General features: G+C 68.0%; 13 protein-coding genes and 1 tRNA gene. 7 read left to right on the forward strand and 7 right to left on the reverse strand.

Going from position 1 to position 12,972, the window contains the following annotated elements; all coding sequences use genetic code 11:
* Window positions 1-6 precede the first annotated feature (6 nt).
* Together QQA13_RS00800 and QQA13_RS00805 are read right to left on the reverse strand one after the other, a co-directional pair.
* Entirely contained in the window at window positions 7-1,419 is a 1,413-nt protein-coding gene (locus QQA13_RS00800) for a sensor histidine kinase (protein WP_108472164.1), read from the reverse strand.
* Window positions 1,416-2,081: a response regulator gene (locus QQA13_RS00805; RefSeq protein ID WP_108472163.1), complete on the reverse strand. Its 666-nt coding sequence runs from the start codon at window positions 2,079-2,081 to the stop codon at window positions 1,416-1,418. The genes QQA13_RS00800 and QQA13_RS00805 overlap by 4 nt, the downstream gene beginning before the upstream one ends.
* A 313-nt stretch (window positions 2,082-2,394) precedes the next feature.
* Here QQA13_RS00805 and QQA13_RS00810 point away from each other — a divergent pair, with 313 nt between their 5' ends.
* The 6 genes from QQA13_RS00810 to mnhG are packed head-to-tail and all read left to right on the forward strand — an operon-like array spanning window position 2,395 to window position 8,347.
* Window positions 2,395-5,304 carry a monovalent cation/H+ antiporter subunit A gene (locus QQA13_RS00810; RefSeq protein WP_108472162.1) on the forward strand — a complete coding sequence of 970 codons (2,910 nt, stop codon included), beginning with the start codon at window positions 2,395-2,397 and terminating at the stop codon, window positions 5,302-5,304.
* Entirely contained in the window at window positions 5,304-5,639 is a 336-nt protein-coding gene (locus QQA13_RS00815) for a Na+/H+ antiporter subunit C (RefSeq protein WP_108472161.1), read from the forward strand. Before QQA13_RS00810 ends, QQA13_RS00815 begins: the two co-directional genes overlap by 1 nt.
* Window positions 5,636-7,234 (forward strand): monovalent cation/H+ antiporter subunit D, encoded by a 1,599-nt coding sequence (locus QQA13_RS00820; RefSeq protein WP_108472160.1) that lies wholly within the window; start codon window positions 5,636-5,638, stop codon window positions 7,232-7,234. The genes QQA13_RS00815 and QQA13_RS00820 overlap by 4 nt, the downstream gene beginning before the upstream one ends.
* Window positions 7,231-7,719, forward strand: coding sequence for a Na+/H+ antiporter subunit E (locus tag QQA13_RS00825; protein WP_108472159.1), 489 nt, complete (start codon window positions 7,231-7,233; stop codon window positions 7,717-7,719). The genes QQA13_RS00820 and QQA13_RS00825 overlap by 4 nt, the downstream gene beginning before the upstream one ends.
* The gene (locus QQA13_RS00830; RefSeq protein WP_108472158.1) at window positions 7,716-7,997 is read left to right on the forward strand and encodes a K+/H+ antiporter subunit F; all 282 of its coding nucleotides are present in this window, start codon (window positions 7,716-7,718) and stop codon (window positions 7,995-7,997) included. The genes QQA13_RS00825 and QQA13_RS00830 overlap by 4 nt, the downstream gene beginning before the upstream one ends.
* Window positions 7,994-8,347, forward strand: coding sequence for a monovalent cation/H(+) antiporter subunit G (mnhG, locus tag QQA13_RS00835; RefSeq protein ID WP_108472157.1), 354 nt, complete (start codon window positions 7,994-7,996; stop codon window positions 8,345-8,347). Before QQA13_RS00830 ends, mnhG begins: the two co-directional genes overlap by 4 nt.
* Window positions 8,348-8,487: 140 nt before the next feature.
* Here the strand turns inward: mnhG and QQA13_RS00840 are convergent, their stop codons facing one another.
* The 5 genes from QQA13_RS00840 to dtd all read right to left on the reverse strand — a co-directional run bounded on the left by QQA13_RS00840 (window position 8,488) and on the right by dtd (window position 11,958).
* Window positions 8,488-8,685: a ribosome modulation factor gene (locus QQA13_RS00840; RefSeq protein WP_108472156.1), complete on the reverse strand. Its 198-nt coding sequence runs from the start codon at window positions 8,683-8,685 to the stop codon at window positions 8,488-8,490.
* Window positions 8,686-9,009: 324 nt separating this feature from the next.
* Window positions 9,010-9,085, reverse strand: a tRNA-Ile gene (locus tag QQA13_RS00845).
* Window positions 9,086-9,101: 16 nt separating this feature from the next.
* Window positions 9,102-9,296, reverse strand: a complete 195-nt coding sequence (locus QQA13_RS00850) for a hypothetical protein (protein WP_159082200.1) — start codon at window positions 9,294-9,296, stop codon at window positions 9,102-9,104.
* Window positions 9,297-9,474: 178 nt separating this feature from the next.
* Complete coding sequence (rpoD, locus tag QQA13_RS00855) at window positions 9,475-11,349, reverse strand: RNA polymerase sigma factor RpoD (protein WP_108472154.1); 1,875 nt, start codon at window positions 11,347-11,349, stop codon at window positions 9,475-9,477.
* A 168-nt stretch (window positions 11,350-11,517) separates the two neighbouring features.
* Entirely contained in the window at window positions 11,518-11,958 is a 441-nt protein-coding gene (dtd, locus tag QQA13_RS00860) for a D-aminoacyl-tRNA deacylase (RefSeq protein WP_108472153.1), read from the reverse strand.
* Between the two features lie 109 nt (window positions 11,959-12,067).
* Between dtd and QQA13_RS00865 the strand changes: the two genes are divergently transcribed.
* Entirely contained in the window at window positions 12,068-12,961 is an 894-nt protein-coding gene (locus QQA13_RS00865) for a lipid A biosynthesis acyltransferase (protein ID WP_108472152.1), read from the forward strand.
* Window positions 12,962-12,972: the final 11 nt, after the last annotated feature.

The following is a 12,972-nucleotide window of genomic DNA, read 5'->3' on the forward strand; positions in this document are numbered from 1 at the left end:
CGCCGGTCAGGACTGCCGCGGGATCGCCACGCGCACGCGCAGGCCGCTGCCGTACGGCGAGTCGAGCAGTTCGATCGTGGCATCGTGCAATTGCGCCGCGCGCAGCACGATCGACAGGCCCAGCCCGTAGCCGTCGCCGCGGCTGCCGGCTTCGCGATGAAAGCGGGCGAACACGCCGGCGCGGCGTTCGGCCGGAATGCCGGGGCCGTCGTCGATGACGTCGATCAGCGCCACGCGCTCGTCCTGTTCGATCGACAATTGCACCTGGCCGCCGGCCGGTACGTGACGCAGCGCGTTCTCGACCAGGTTGCGCAGCAGCGCCGCGAGCGCGGCCTCGTAACCCTGCACGGACACCTGTGGCGCCAGGCGCGCAAAGCTCAGCTCCACGCCGCTGTCGGCGATCAGCGGCGACAGCTCCTCGATCACGCCCATCGCCACGGCCACCAGGTCGACGCGGCTGCGCTGGCTCGACGCCGCGCCTGCTTCCAGCCGGGCCAGCGCCAGCAGTTGTTCGATCCGGCGGGCCAGCCCGGCGATGCTGTGCTGGGCATTGCCGAGGCCGAGTTTCAGCTCGGCCGGATCGGTGGTGGTCATCGTGCTTTCGAGGTTGATCATGGCGGTGGACAGCGGCGTGCGCAGCTCGTGCGCCACGTCGGCGCTGAAGCGGCGTTCGCGTTCGAGTGCATCCTCCAGTCGCGCCAGCTGGCCGTTCAGCGCGGCCAGCACCGGCTGCAGTTCCAGCGGTGCAGCGGGCAACTGCACCGGTTCATGGCTGCCCGGTTTGCGGGCCGAAAGGGCGCGGGTCAGCGCCTCCAGCGGGCGCAGTCCGCGCCTTACCGCCCAGCCCACCAGCAGCGCCAGCAGGGGCAGGCCGACCAGCAACGGCAGGCTGTGCTCCAGCCACACCGCATGCATGATGTCGTGGCGGCTGTCGTAACGTTCCCCGGTGCGGATCACCACGCCGTCGGCCATGTCGCGCAGGGTGAACACGCGCCAGCGGTAGCGCCCTTGCTGCACGTCGCGAAAATCCGCGTCGCCGGTCGCCGGCGGCGGCAGCGCGGCGAGGTTCGCGGTAGCCAGCCTCGTGCGCCCGGTCCGGTCGAAGACCTGGAAGCCGACTTCGGACTCGTAGGTGTTCCGGTGCCGCTTCGGCGGGCTGCCGCGGGTGGCTTCGATCGGTACCAGCGTGTCCGCGTCGGCGCGTCCCTGCAGCGCCTGCATGTCGGCGTGCTTGATCAGCACCTGCAGCGTCCGTGCCGACTGCGCCAGCCGCCCGTCGGACAGCTCGTCCACCTCGGTGATGGTGCGATGGAAGCTGAGCACGCCCAGCGGCAGCAGCACCGCCAGCAGCACCACGATGATCAGCAGGCGCAAGCGGCCATGCAGGCTGGCCGGCTGCAGCGGGCTCGCCCACCTCATTTCGGCTCCCGCGGAATCATGTAGCCGAAGCCGCGCACGGTCTGGATGGTGTCGAAACTCAGCTTGCGGCGCAGCGTGTGCACCAGCACTTCCAGCGCGCTGGAGCCAACCATGTTGTCGAGGCCGTACAGCGAGTTCTCCAGGTTCTCGCGGCGCACCAGCCGGCCGCCGCGTTCCATCAGGATCTGCAGCAGGGCGAATTCACGCTTGGTCAGCTCGACCCGCTCGCCGCGGAAACTCACCTCGGACGTGCCCAGGTCGAGGCTCAACGCGCCCGCGTCGATGCGGTTGGCGGCCAGGCCCTGTGCGCGCCGGGTCAGCGAGCGGATGCGCGCGGCCAGCTCGTCCAGGTGAAAGGGTTTGACCAGGTAATCATCGGCGCCGGCGTCGAGGCCGCGCACGCGATCGTCCAGTCCGTCGCGCGCGGTCATCACGATCACCGGGGTCGTGACGTGCAGGCGGCGCGCCTCGACCAGCACGTCGAGCCCGTCCTTGCCGGGCAGGCCAAGGTCGAGCAGGACCAGGTCGGCGGTCTGGTCGCGCAGCGCGAGCAGCGCCTCGCGGCCGTCGCGCAGCCAGCTGACGGTGTAGGCAAGGCGTTCCAGCGCACGCTGGATCGCCGCGCCGAGCTGGGGATCGTCCTCGACCAGGATGATGTGCACGGGCAGGCTCCTTCAGCCGCAGGGTCGCACGGTAGCGCGGCTTGCCGGAAGATTATCCGGTGATCCGCTTACGAAGTGCTTAAGCCCGCCGCGTCGTGGCGGTTACCAGTGCATTTGCCGGGTGATCGGAGCGGCCTATAGAATCGGGCAAAGCGAGTGAGGTGGCGGGCTGTCGCAACGGCAGCCCGCAATGCCGCGATACGCAAGTGTTCCATCCGCTGAAGTGCGCGGACGCTCATGAAAAGGCCAGGGTGCCATGCCCCGGTTTTTCTGCCGGAGACACCGACAACCTTTCGACTGAGCGCAGTGACTGATGCCTGACAACGCCCTGCCAAGCGCCATCATCTGCCTTCCGTTCGTGGCCAGCGTCGTGGTGTTCCTGCTGCGTGGTCGCGGCCGCAGCCACAACCTGGCCGCGTGGCTGATGACCGGCACGGCGCTGCTCGGCCTGCTGCTTTCGCTCTGGCTGTATCCGGCGATCGCCGCCGGCAACGTGCTGCGCCAGCTGATCCCGTGGGCGCCGGGGCTGGGGCTGGACCTGGTGCTGCGGGTGGACGGTTTCAGCTGGTTGTTCATGCTGCTGATCTGCGGCATCGGCGCGCTGGTGGGCCTGTACGCCCGCTACTACATGTCGCCGGACGATCCGCTGGCGCGCTTCTTCGCGCTGCTGCTGGCGTTCATGGGCTCGATGCTGGGCATCGTGATGTCGGGCAACGTGATCCAGCTGGTGTTCTTCTGGGAGCTGACCAGCCTGTTCTCGTTCCTGCTGATCGGCTACTGGTACCGCGGACCTTCGGCGCGCGACGGCGCGCGGATGGCGCTGATCGTCACCTCCGGCGGCGGCCTGTGCCTGTTCGCTGGCGTGCTGCTGCTGGGGCATGTCGTGGGCAGCTACGACCTCGACGTGATCCTCGCCGCGGGCGATGCGGTGCGCGCGCATGCGCTGTACACGCCGACGCTGCTGCTGATACTGCTCGGCGCGTTCACCAAGAGCGCGCAGTTCCCGTTCCATTTCTGGCTGCCGCAGGCGATGTCGGCGCCGACGCCGGTGTCGGCCTACCTGCACTCGGCCACCATGGTGAAGGCCGGTGTGTTCCTGCTGGTGCGCTTCTGGCCGGTGCTGGGCGGCACCGATCAATGGTTCTGGATCGTCGGCGGAACGGGCCTGGTCACGCTGATCCTGGGTGCGTATTCGGCGATGTTCGAGCAGGACCTGAAAGGCGTGCTGGCCTATTCGACGATCAGCCACCTCGGCCTGATCACCATGCTGGTTGGCCTGGGCAGCGCGCTCGGCGTGGTCGCCGCGATCTTCCACATCGTCAACCACGCCACCTTCAAGGCCTCGCTGTTCATGGCTGCCGGCGCGGTCGACCACGAGGCCGGCACGCGCGACCTGCGCAAGCTCGGCGGGCTGCGTCGCTTCATGCCGGTCACCGCGACGCTGGCGCTGATCGCCGGTGCGGCGATGGCGGGCGTGCCGCTGCTGAATGGTTTCCTGTCGAAGGAGATGTTCTTCGCCGAGACGCTGGCCGCCCGCCAGGGCCCGTTGCTCGACACGGTTTCGGTGGTGGTCGCGGTGGCCGCCAGCGCGTTCGGCGTGACCTATTCGATCCGCTTCGTGCGCGGCGTGTTCTTCGGCCGCGTGCCCGCCAGCTTGCCGCGGCAACCGCATGAGCCGCCGCTGTGGATGCGTTTCCCGATCGGCTTCCTGGCGCTGGCCTGCCTGCTGGTGGGCGTGCTGCCGGCACGGGTGATCGGCCCGTCGCTGCGCGCGGCGGCGAGCTCGGTGCTGGGCGCCGGCCACCTGCCGGACTACAGCCTGGCGGTATGGCATGGCGTGACCACGCCGTTGCTGATGAGCATCTTCGCGTTCGTGGCGGGCTGCCTGCTGTACGTGCGTCTGCGCGGCTATTTTGCCGGGCGCGAGGTGGCGCCGCTGACCGGGCGGCTCAGCGGCAAGCGCATCTTCGAGCGCGTGCTGGCCGTGCTTGCCGCGGATATCCCGCAATGGATCGAGCGCCGCTACCCGAGCCGCCGGCTGCAGTCGCAGTTGCTGCTGATCGTGCTGCTGGCGCTGCTGGCCGGTGGTCTGGCCGCGACCAGCGCGCCGTTCGGCTTCCGACCGCGCTGGTCCAGCGTCGATCCGGCGTTCGCACTGCTGTGGCTGCTCGGCGCGGCCTGCGCGATTGGCGCGGCGAGCCAGGCCAAGTTCCACCGCCTCGCCGCGCTGGTGCTCACCGGCGGCGCGGGGCTGGTGTCGTGCGTCAGCTTCGTGTGGCTGTCGGCGCCGGACCTGGCGGCGACCCAGTTGCTGGTCGAGGTGGTCACCACGATCCTGATCCTGCTCGGCCTGCGCTGGTTGCCCAAGCGCATCGAGGGCCTGGCGCCGGAGAGCCGCACGCACCGTTTCCGCCGTCGCCGCGACGGACTGATCGCGATCGTGGTCGGCCTCGGCGTGGCCAGCCTAGCCTATGCGGCGATGATGCATCCGGTGGCCGACTCGATCTCGCGCTTCTTCCTCGAGCGCGCGTACACCGAGGGTGGCGGCCGCAACGTGGTCAACGTGATCCTGGTCGACTTCCGCGGCTTCGATACATTGGGCGAGATCAGCGTGCTGGCGATCGTGGCGCTGACCGTGTTCGGCCTGCTGCGCCGCTTCCGCCCGGCCGCCGAGAGCATCAGCGCGCCGCTGCAGCAACGCCGGCAGGTCATGCCGGATGCGGGCGAAGGCGGCGGCGCGGTCGATCATTCGCTGACCGATTACCTGATGATCCCGGGCCTGATCATCCAGCTGATGTTCCCGGTAATCCTGCTGTTCGGGCTGCACCTGTTCCTGCGCGGGCACGACCTGCCGGGCGGCGGCTTCGTCGCCGGCATCACCGTGTCGGTGGCGTTGATCCTGTTGTACATGGCGCGCGGCGCGCGCTGGGTGGAGGCGCACCTGCGCGTGCTGCCGGTACGCTGGATCGGCGCCGGCCTGCTGCTGGCGGTGTCGACGGGAGTGGCTTCGCTGGCGTTTGGCCGTCCATTCATGACCACATACTTCCAGTATCTCGATCTGCCGCTGCTGGGGCGCATACCGCTGGCCACGGCGGTGCTGTTCGACCTTGGCGTGTTCGCCGTGGTGGTCGGCGCCACCACGCTGCTGCTGATCGCGCTGGCGCACCAGTCGTTGCGTCGCCCGCGCCAGGTGCCTGCGACCGGGACGGGAGGGCAGGGCTGATGGAACTGGTCCTTGCCGCCGCGATCGGCGTTCTCGCCGCCTCCGGCGTGTGGCTGCTGCTGCGTCCGCGCACTTTCCAGGTGATCATCGGGCTGACCCTGATCTCCTACGCGGTGAATCTCTTCATCTTCTCGATCGGCGGCCTGCGCACCGGCGCCGATCCGGTGCTGCACGGCGGTGACATCGCGCAGTATGCCGACCCGCTGCCGCAGGCGCTGGTGCTCACCGCGATCGTCATTGGTTTTGCCACCACCGCATTGTTCCTGGTGGTGCTGCTGACCTCGCGCGGCCTCACCGGCAACGACCACGTCGACGGCGAGGACGGCACGCCGTGAGCAATCACCTGATCGTCGCGCCGATCATGCTGCCGCTGCTGGTCGCCGCGCTGCAGTTGCTGGTGGGCGAAAAGCGCCGGCGCACGGTGCTGGCGCTGAGCGTCGCCTCGTGCGCCGTGCTGGTGCTGCTGGCCGCGGCGCTGATGCAGGCGGTGTCCGCCGACGGCGCGCTGACGGCGGTCTACCGCATCGGCGACTGGCCGGCGCGCTTCGGCATCGTGCTGGTGGCCGACCGGCTGTCGGCGCTGATGGTGCTGCTGACCGGGGTGCTGTCGCTGTCGCTGCTGCCGTATGCGCTGGGTCGCTGGCAGCATCGCGGCGGCCACTTCCAGCCGCTGCTGCAGTTCCTGCTGATGGGCCTGAACGGCGCGTTCCTCACCGGCGACCTGTTCAACCTGTTCGTGTTCTTCGAGGTGCTGCTGGCGGCGTCCTACGGCCTTGCGCTGCACGGTTCGGGCGCGCGGCGGGTCAGCGCGGGGCTGCACTACATCGCGGTCAACCTGACCGCCTCGATGCTGTTCCTGCTCGGCGTCAGCCTGATCTTCGGCGTCACCGGCACGCTGAACATGGCGGCGCTGGCCGAGCTGATCCCGCACGTGCCCGAGCGCACCCGCGCGCTGCTGCACGCGGGCGCGGCGATCCTCGGCGTGGCGTTCCTGATCAAGACCGCGATGTGGCCGCTGGGCTTCTGGTTGCCGCGCACGTATGCGGCCGCGTCGCCGGCGGTGGCGGCGATGTTCGCGCTGATGACCAAGGTCGGCATCTATGTATTGCTGCGACTGAGCCTGCTGCTGTTCGGCGACGGCGCTGGCCCGGCGTCCGCCCATTTCGGCAGCGGCTGGATGCTGTGGGGCGGCGTGGCCACCGTGATCGCCGGCACCGTCGGTATGCTGGGCGCGCGCGACCTCGGCAAGCTGGCCGGCTACAACGTGCTGATCTCTTCCGGCACCCTGCTGGGCGCGATCGGCCTGCAGCTGCCGGCGGTCACCGCCGGTGCGCTGGCCTATCTGGTGATCTCTACGCTGTCGATTGCCGCGTTCTTCCTGGTCGTCGGCCTGCTGGCTTCCGACGGCGACGACGACACCGACGACACGCTGAGCCTGGAGCCGTACGAACAGCCGGGCGAGACTGCGGCGAACGAAGGCCTGTACGCGCAGGAGGACGAGAGCCGGGTGGTGATCTCCGCGCCGATCGTGCTGCTGGGCGGCAGCTTCTTCGCCTGCGCGCTGCTGCTGGCGGGGTTGCCGCCGCTGTCCGGTTTCCTGGCCAAGTTCGCCATGCTGGCGCCGATGCTCGAGGCCGGCCCGCGCACGGGCGCGATCGTCTTGTTCACGCTGATCATCGTGGCCGGCTTCTGCACGGTGATCGCGATGTGCCGCGCCGGCATCCAGATCTTCTGGGTCGAGCCGGAGCGGCTGTTTCCGAAGGTGCGCCTCAGCGAGACCGCGTCCATCCTGGCCCTGCTCGGCCTGTGCCTGCTGCTGACCGTGCTGGTCGAGGCGCCGCTGCGCTACCTGCGCGACACCGCGCGGCAGATCCACACGCCGGATGCGTACATCCAGCAGGTGTTGCCGGCCGCGGAGGCGCTGCCATGATCAGGCGCTGGTTGCCATATCCGATCCTGTCCGCGCTGTTGCTGCTGATCTGGCTGCTGCTGAACCAGAGCGTTGCGCCCGGCACGATCCTGCTCGGTGCGCTGCTGGGCATCGCGCTGGCGAAGGTGTTCGGCCTGCTGCACCCGCCGAAGGCGCACCTGCGCAACTACCCGCTGCTCGGTCTGCTGTTCGTGCGGGTGGTGCTCGACATCGTGCGCTCGAACATCGCCGTGGCCCGGATCATCCTGCGCCGCGACAGCCGCATGCGTTCCGGCTTCGTGGCGATCCCGCTGACCCTCACCGACCGTTACGGTCTCGCCGTGCTGGCGTGCATCATCACCTCCACGCCGGGCACGATCTGGGTCAGCTACGACCCCAGCACGAACGTGTTGCTGATCCACGTGCTGGACCTGGTCGACGAGGCGAGCTGGATCGACTCGATCAAGCAGCGCTACGAGCAGCCCCTGCTGGAGATCTTCCAATGAGCCACAGCCTGCTCGCTGCCGCCATCATCCTCGCGCAGATCCTGCTGCTGCTGGCGATGAGCTTCTCGATCATCCGCATGGTGCGCGGACCGCGCGCGCAGGACCGCGTGCTGGCGCTGGACGCGCTGTACGTGAACGCGATGATCCTGCTGCTCACCATTGGCATCCGCAGCGGCAGCCTGCTGTATGTCGAAGCCGGCCTGATCATCGCCCTGCTCGGTTTCGCCGGCACCGTGGCGCTGTCGAAATTCCTGATGCGCGGGCAGGTGATCGAATGAGCCATCTCGATGCCCTGCCACCGTGGGCGGCCATCACCGTCGCCGTGCTCGTGCTGCTCGGCGCGCTGTTTGCCTTCGTCGGCTCGCTCGGCCTGCTGCGGCTGAAGAATTTCTACCAGCGCGTGCATGCGCCCACGCTGGGCACCACGCTGGGCACGCTCTTCATGCTGGCCGGCTCGATCACCTGCTTCTCGGTGCAGCACGGCCGACCGATCTTCTACGAGATCCTGATCGGTGTGTTCCTCACCCTGACCACCCCGATCACCCTGATGCTGCTGGTGCGCGCCGCGCTGTACCGCGACCGCGAGGAAGGCTCGACGGACGTGCCGCAGGCGTCGCCGCACGAATAGCCAGGGTCAGGGCGGATGGCATCCGGCCTGGGCGCCTCCTCCCGTCGAGTCGGCCTGCAGGCAGCAGGAAAACCCGTTTGTCCCGAGCGTAGTGCAGCGAAGTCGATGGACCATGCAGTCGCCGCAGTTTGCGCGCCGACTCAAGAGTCGTCGGCTTCCGCCTCCGGGTCTTTCACGGCATCCAGCTGCTCGCGGTTGCGCCAACCCCTGTGCCAGGCGAGAGCCATCGTGGAGCCGTGTTCGTAAGGGCACTTTTCTTGCGGTTCGCCGCAATCGCGCGCGTAATGGCCTTCGATCCAGGCCTGCAGCGGATACTGCATCCCGCTTTCCTTGACCATGCTGGCGTCCTCGGTGGGCGTCGTGAAAGCTGGGATGAGGTCGGCGGAGCGAAGTTTCAAGCATGGAAAAGCCCGCCAGAGCGGGCTTGGATCCATCTATGCCGGGGGATGGCCTGGGACGGTCGCCTCACGGCGAGAAGTTAGCTATACAGGTGAAACGGCTCACATTTTTTCATTTCACGATCAGGTGAATCGTGATGTTCGTCACACTTCGGGCGGTGCGACAGGCGTGGTCCATGCAGCGGTTGCGGTCCGCCGGCTGCGGCGCGAACGTGCCGCCATCCAGGCCTGCCTTGGGCGCATGGGCTGCGTGCCGCGGATGTCTGGTGGGCCCACCAGGACTCGAACCTGGAACCAAAGGATTATGAGTCCTCTGCTCTGACCATTGAGCTATAGGCCCGCGCAAGAGTGGCAGTTTACCGTAGCGCGGGGGCGTAACGGCTGGTCGAGCCGCGTCGGAACGGGGGCGACGTGAACTGCGTGCCGGCGACCGGCTGGTACGGCAGTGGCCGCGCCTCGACCAGGACGAAGGGCGTGCTCATCTGGTCGACCTCGACTCTGAAGGTCTCGTTGAGGTGGCCCGCGAAGTGGTCCAACCGAAAAAATTGCATGACGTTCCCCTGGCCGTCGAGCATGCCCAGGCCGGGCCGGGCTTTCAACACGTGTCCGGTGCGCGCCGTCGCTGAAGGACGAGCCGCGCCTTCGTGGCGAGCCGGTAGTGCATTTCCGGGGGGCACCAACAAGAAGCCCCGCATCGGCGGGGCTTCTTCGTCATGTCGGCGTCGCGGATTACTCGACGTCGAGGAACGAGCGCAGCTGTTCCGAACGGCTGGGGTGGCGCAGCTTGCGCAGTGCCTTGGCCTCGATCTGGCGGATCCGCTCGCGGGTGACGTCGAACTGCTTGCCGACTTCTTCCAAGGTGTGGTCGGTGTTCATGTCGATGCCGAAGCGCATGCGCAGCACTTTCGCTTCCCGCGGGGTCAGGCCGGCGAGCACGTCGCGCACGGTCTCCATCAGGCCGGTTTCGGTGGCCGAATCGATCGGCGAGCTGGCGTTGCCGTCCTCGATGAAGTCGCCCAGGTGGGAATCCTCGTCGTCGCCGATCGGGGTTTCCATCGAAATGGGCTCTTTGGCGATCTTCAGCACCTTGCGGATCTTGTCCTCGGGCATCTCCATTTCCTTGGCCAGCTCTTCCGGCGTCGCCTCGCGGCCGAACTGCTGCAGCATCTGGCGGGAAATGCGGTTCAACTTGTTGATCGTCTCGATCATGTGCACCGGGATGCGGATGGTGCGCGCCTGGTCGGCGATCGAGCGGGTGATCGCCTGGCGGATCCACCAGGTGGCGTAGGTCGAGAACTTGTAGCCGCGGCGGTATTCGAACTTGTCCACCGCCTTCATCAGGCCGATGTTGCCTTCCTGGATCAGATCGAGGAACTGCAGGCCGCGGTTGGTGTATTTCTTGGCGATCGAGATCACCAGGCGCAGGTTCGCCTCGACCATCTCCTTCTTGGCGCGACGGGCTTTCGCCTCGCCACTGGCCATGGCGCGGTTGATGTCCTTGATGTCGATCAGCGGCAGGAACAGCTTGCGCTCGATCGCGGCCAGCTTTTCCTGCTCGGCGTCGATCGCCTCGCGGTAGGTCTTGATGTTCGGCGACCACTTCTGGCGCTTGCGGCTCAGCTCGGCCACCCACTCGAGGTTGCCCTCGTTGCTGGGGAACGCCTTGATGAATTCGGCCTTGGGCATCTTCACCTGCTTGACGAAGATGTCCATCAGCACGCGCTCGTGGTGGCGGATGTCGTTGACCACCTCGCGCAGCTTGCGCACGAAGCCGTCGATCAGCGCGCTGGGCAGCTTGAGCTTGAGGAACTCCTCGGCCATCTGGTCGCGCAGCTTGACGATCTTCTTGTCGGTGATGCTGGCCGCCTTCGGCGCAGCCTTCTGGAACTTGGCGTAATGGTCGCGCAGCAGTTCCATCCGGCGCTTGACCTCTTCCGGGTCGGGACCGGTCGGGCCGGCTTCTTCCTCGTCCTCGGTGGTGTCGTCGGCGTCCTCGTCGGCGTCGTCGTCACCGGGCTCGGGCTCCGGCGCCAGCAGCGCGGCGGCTTCCTTCTCCTTGCGGGCGAGGTCGGCGGCCTCCTCCAGGTCGAGGAAGCCGGCCAGGATCTCGCTGAGGCGGCGCTTGCCGTCCAGGTGCTGGTCGTATTCCTCCAGCAGCAGCTCGATGGTCAGCGGGAAGCTGGCAAGCGCGGTCTGCACCTGGCCGAGGCCTTCCTCGATGCGCTTGGCGATGGCGATCTCGCCCTCGCGGGTGAGCAGTTCGACCGTGCCCATCTCGCGCATGTACATGCGCACCGGGTCGGTGGTGCGGCCGACCTCGGCGTCCACCGCGGACAGCAGGGCGACGGCTTCCTCGGCGGCGGCCTCGTCGTCGGTGCTGCTGCCGGCCTTGTCGGCCAGCGGGTCGGCGTCCGGCGCGGCGTCGTGCACTTCGATGCCGACGCCCTTGAGCACCGCCATGATGTCTTCGATCTGCTCCGGGTCGACGATGTCGTCGGGCAGGTGGTCGTTGATCTCGGCGTAGGTCAGGTAGCCCTGCTCCAGACCCTTGGAGATGAGCGCCTTGATTTCCGACTGTTGCTCATGGGGAGCTTTGCTATTCATTCACCGACCGCCGCAGGGTTCAAGAACCGGACATTATAGCGATATGCTGCTTTTTTGACCAGTTTTCAAGTGAGAAAAGGTTTCGACCGCATACGCAAAAATCGCGCCAGATCGCGGTGTTGGCGTGCCTTGCTGGCTCCGGCCGTGTCTCGCACGCTGTGTGTTCGTTCAGCCGGTGTCGAGCCAGAAAGTCACCGGGCCGTCGTTCACCAGCTGGATCATCATATGGGCGCCGAAGCGCCCGGTTTCCACCCCCGGGTGTGCGGCGCGGGCCAGCTCCAGCAGCCGCTCGAACCAGCGCCGGCCGTGCTCGGGCGGTGCCGCGCTGGTGAAGCTGGGGCGCATGCCGGAACGGGTGTCGGCGGCCAGGGTGAACTGGCTGACCAGCAGCAGGCCGCCACCGGTGTCGGTGAGCGAGCGGTTCATCCTGCCGTTGGCGTCGGCGAACACGCGGTAGCCGAGCAGGCGTTCCAGCATGCGCTTCGCCTGCGCCTCGCCGTCGTCCGGCTGCACCGCCACCAGCGCCAGCAGGCCGGGGCCGATCGCGCCGACCGTTTCGTCGCCGACACTGACGCTGGCGGACACTACACGCTGGATCAGGGCAATCATGGGCGCACGACGGTGGCGAGGCGCCTAGCTTACGGCGCCATCGCAGCCGGTGAAAGGCGGCTGAGCGCCGACACCGCTGCCACGGGGTCGCCTCCCGTAAACTGCACGGATGCGTATCGACATGTACCTCGTCTACCTCCTGTTGCGCCTGCTGGCGCTGCTGCCGTTGCGTGCGCTGCACGGCATCGGCAGCGGCCTGGGCCGCCTGCTGCTGTGGCGGGGTGGCCGCACGGTGCACAACACCGCGGTGAACCTGCGCATCGTGCGGCCGCAGCTGGATCAGACGGCGCAGGCGGCGCTGCTGCGCGAGGTGATGGTCGAGAGTGGCAAATCGGCCAGCGAGATCGTCAAGGTCTGGGGTGCCGGCGCCGAGCGCGCGCTGGGGCTGGTGCGCGAGGTGCGTGGCGAGGCGCTGCTGGATGCCGCGCTGGCTGCGGGCAAGGGCGTGATCATCGCCGCACCGCACCTGGGGTGCTGGGAGCTGTTGAATTACTGGCTGTGCCGCAAGACGCCGATGGCGATCCTGTACCGGCCGCCGCGGATCGCCGCGATCGAGGGCCTGCTGCGCAAGGTGCGCGGCGCGCTGGCGCCGGAGCAGGTGCGTGCGGACGGCGCCGGCGTACGCACGCTGTACAAGCGGCTCGCCGCGGGCGGCACGGTCGGCATCCTGCCGGACCAGAAGCCGCGTGCGGGCGAAGGCCAGATCGCGCCGTTCTTCGACCGCGAGGCGCTGACCATGGTGCTGCTGCCGCGGCTGGCCGCGCGCACCGGCGCGACCGTGCTGTACGCATTCGCCGAGCGGCTGCCGCAAGGTGCCGGTTATCGCATCCACCTGCTGCCGGCGCCGCAGGGGCTGGCCGATGCCGACCTCGCCGTCGCCTGCGCGGCGCTCAACCGGGGCGTGCAGGATTGCGTGGAACTGGCCTTCGCGCAGTACCAGTGGCAGTACAAGCGCTACTCGGCGGATGGCCTGATCAGCCCGTACGATCGTGAACAGGGCTAAGCCCGCGCGAT

Source organism: Rhodanobacter thiooxydans (assembly GCF_030291135.1).
In the GTDB taxonomy this organism is placed as follows: domain Bacteria; phylum Pseudomonadota; class Gammaproteobacteria; order Xanthomonadales; family Rhodanobacteraceae; genus Rhodanobacter; species Rhodanobacter thiooxydans_A.

What these genes read in the sequence shown, in the direction of transcription:
- QQA13_RS00800 (WP_108472164.1), bottom strand. Translation starts at nt 1,419, where the DNA reads ATGAGGTGGGCGAGCCCGCTGCAGCCGGCCAGCCTGCATGGCCGCTTG.
- QQA13_RS00810 (WP_108472162.1), top strand. Translation starts at nt 2,395, where the DNA reads ATGCCTGACAACGCCCTGCCAAGCGCCATCATCTGCCTTCCGTTCGTG.
- QQA13_RS00815 (WP_108472161.1), top strand. Translation starts at nt 5,304, where the DNA reads ATGGAACTGGTCCTTGCCGCCGCGATCGGCGTTCTCGCCGCCTCCGGC.
- QQA13_RS00825 (WP_108472159.1), top strand. Translation starts at nt 7,231, where the DNA reads ATGATCAGGCGCTGGTTGCCATATCCGATCCTGTCCGCGCTGTTGCTG.
- QQA13_RS00830 (WP_108472158.1), top strand. Translation starts at nt 7,716, where the DNA reads ATGAGCCACAGCCTGCTCGCTGCCGCCATCATCCTCGCGCAGATCCTG.
- mnhG (WP_108472157.1), top strand. Translation starts at nt 7,994, where the DNA reads ATGAGCCATCTCGATGCCCTGCCACCGTGGGCGGCCATCACCGTCGCC.
- QQA13_RS00840 (WP_108472156.1), bottom strand. Translation starts at nt 8,685, where the DNA reads ATGGTCAAGGAAAGCGGGATGCAGTATCCGCTGCAGGCCTGGATCGAA.
- QQA13_RS00850 (WP_159082200.1), bottom strand. Translation starts at nt 9,296, where the DNA reads ATGCAATTTTTTCGGTTGGACCACTTCGCGGGCCACCTCAACGAGACC.
- rpoD (WP_108472154.1), bottom strand. Translation starts at nt 11,349, where the DNA reads ATGAATAGCAAAGCTCCCCATGAGCAACAGTCGGAAATCAAGGCGCTC.
- dtd (WP_108472153.1), bottom strand. Translation starts at nt 11,958, where the DNA reads ATGATTGCCCTGATCCAGCGTGTAGTGTCCGCCAGCGTCAGTGTCGGC.
- QQA13_RS00865 (WP_108472152.1), top strand. Translation starts at nt 12,068, where the DNA reads ATGCGTATCGACATGTACCTCGTCTACCTCCTGTTGCGCCTGCTGGCG.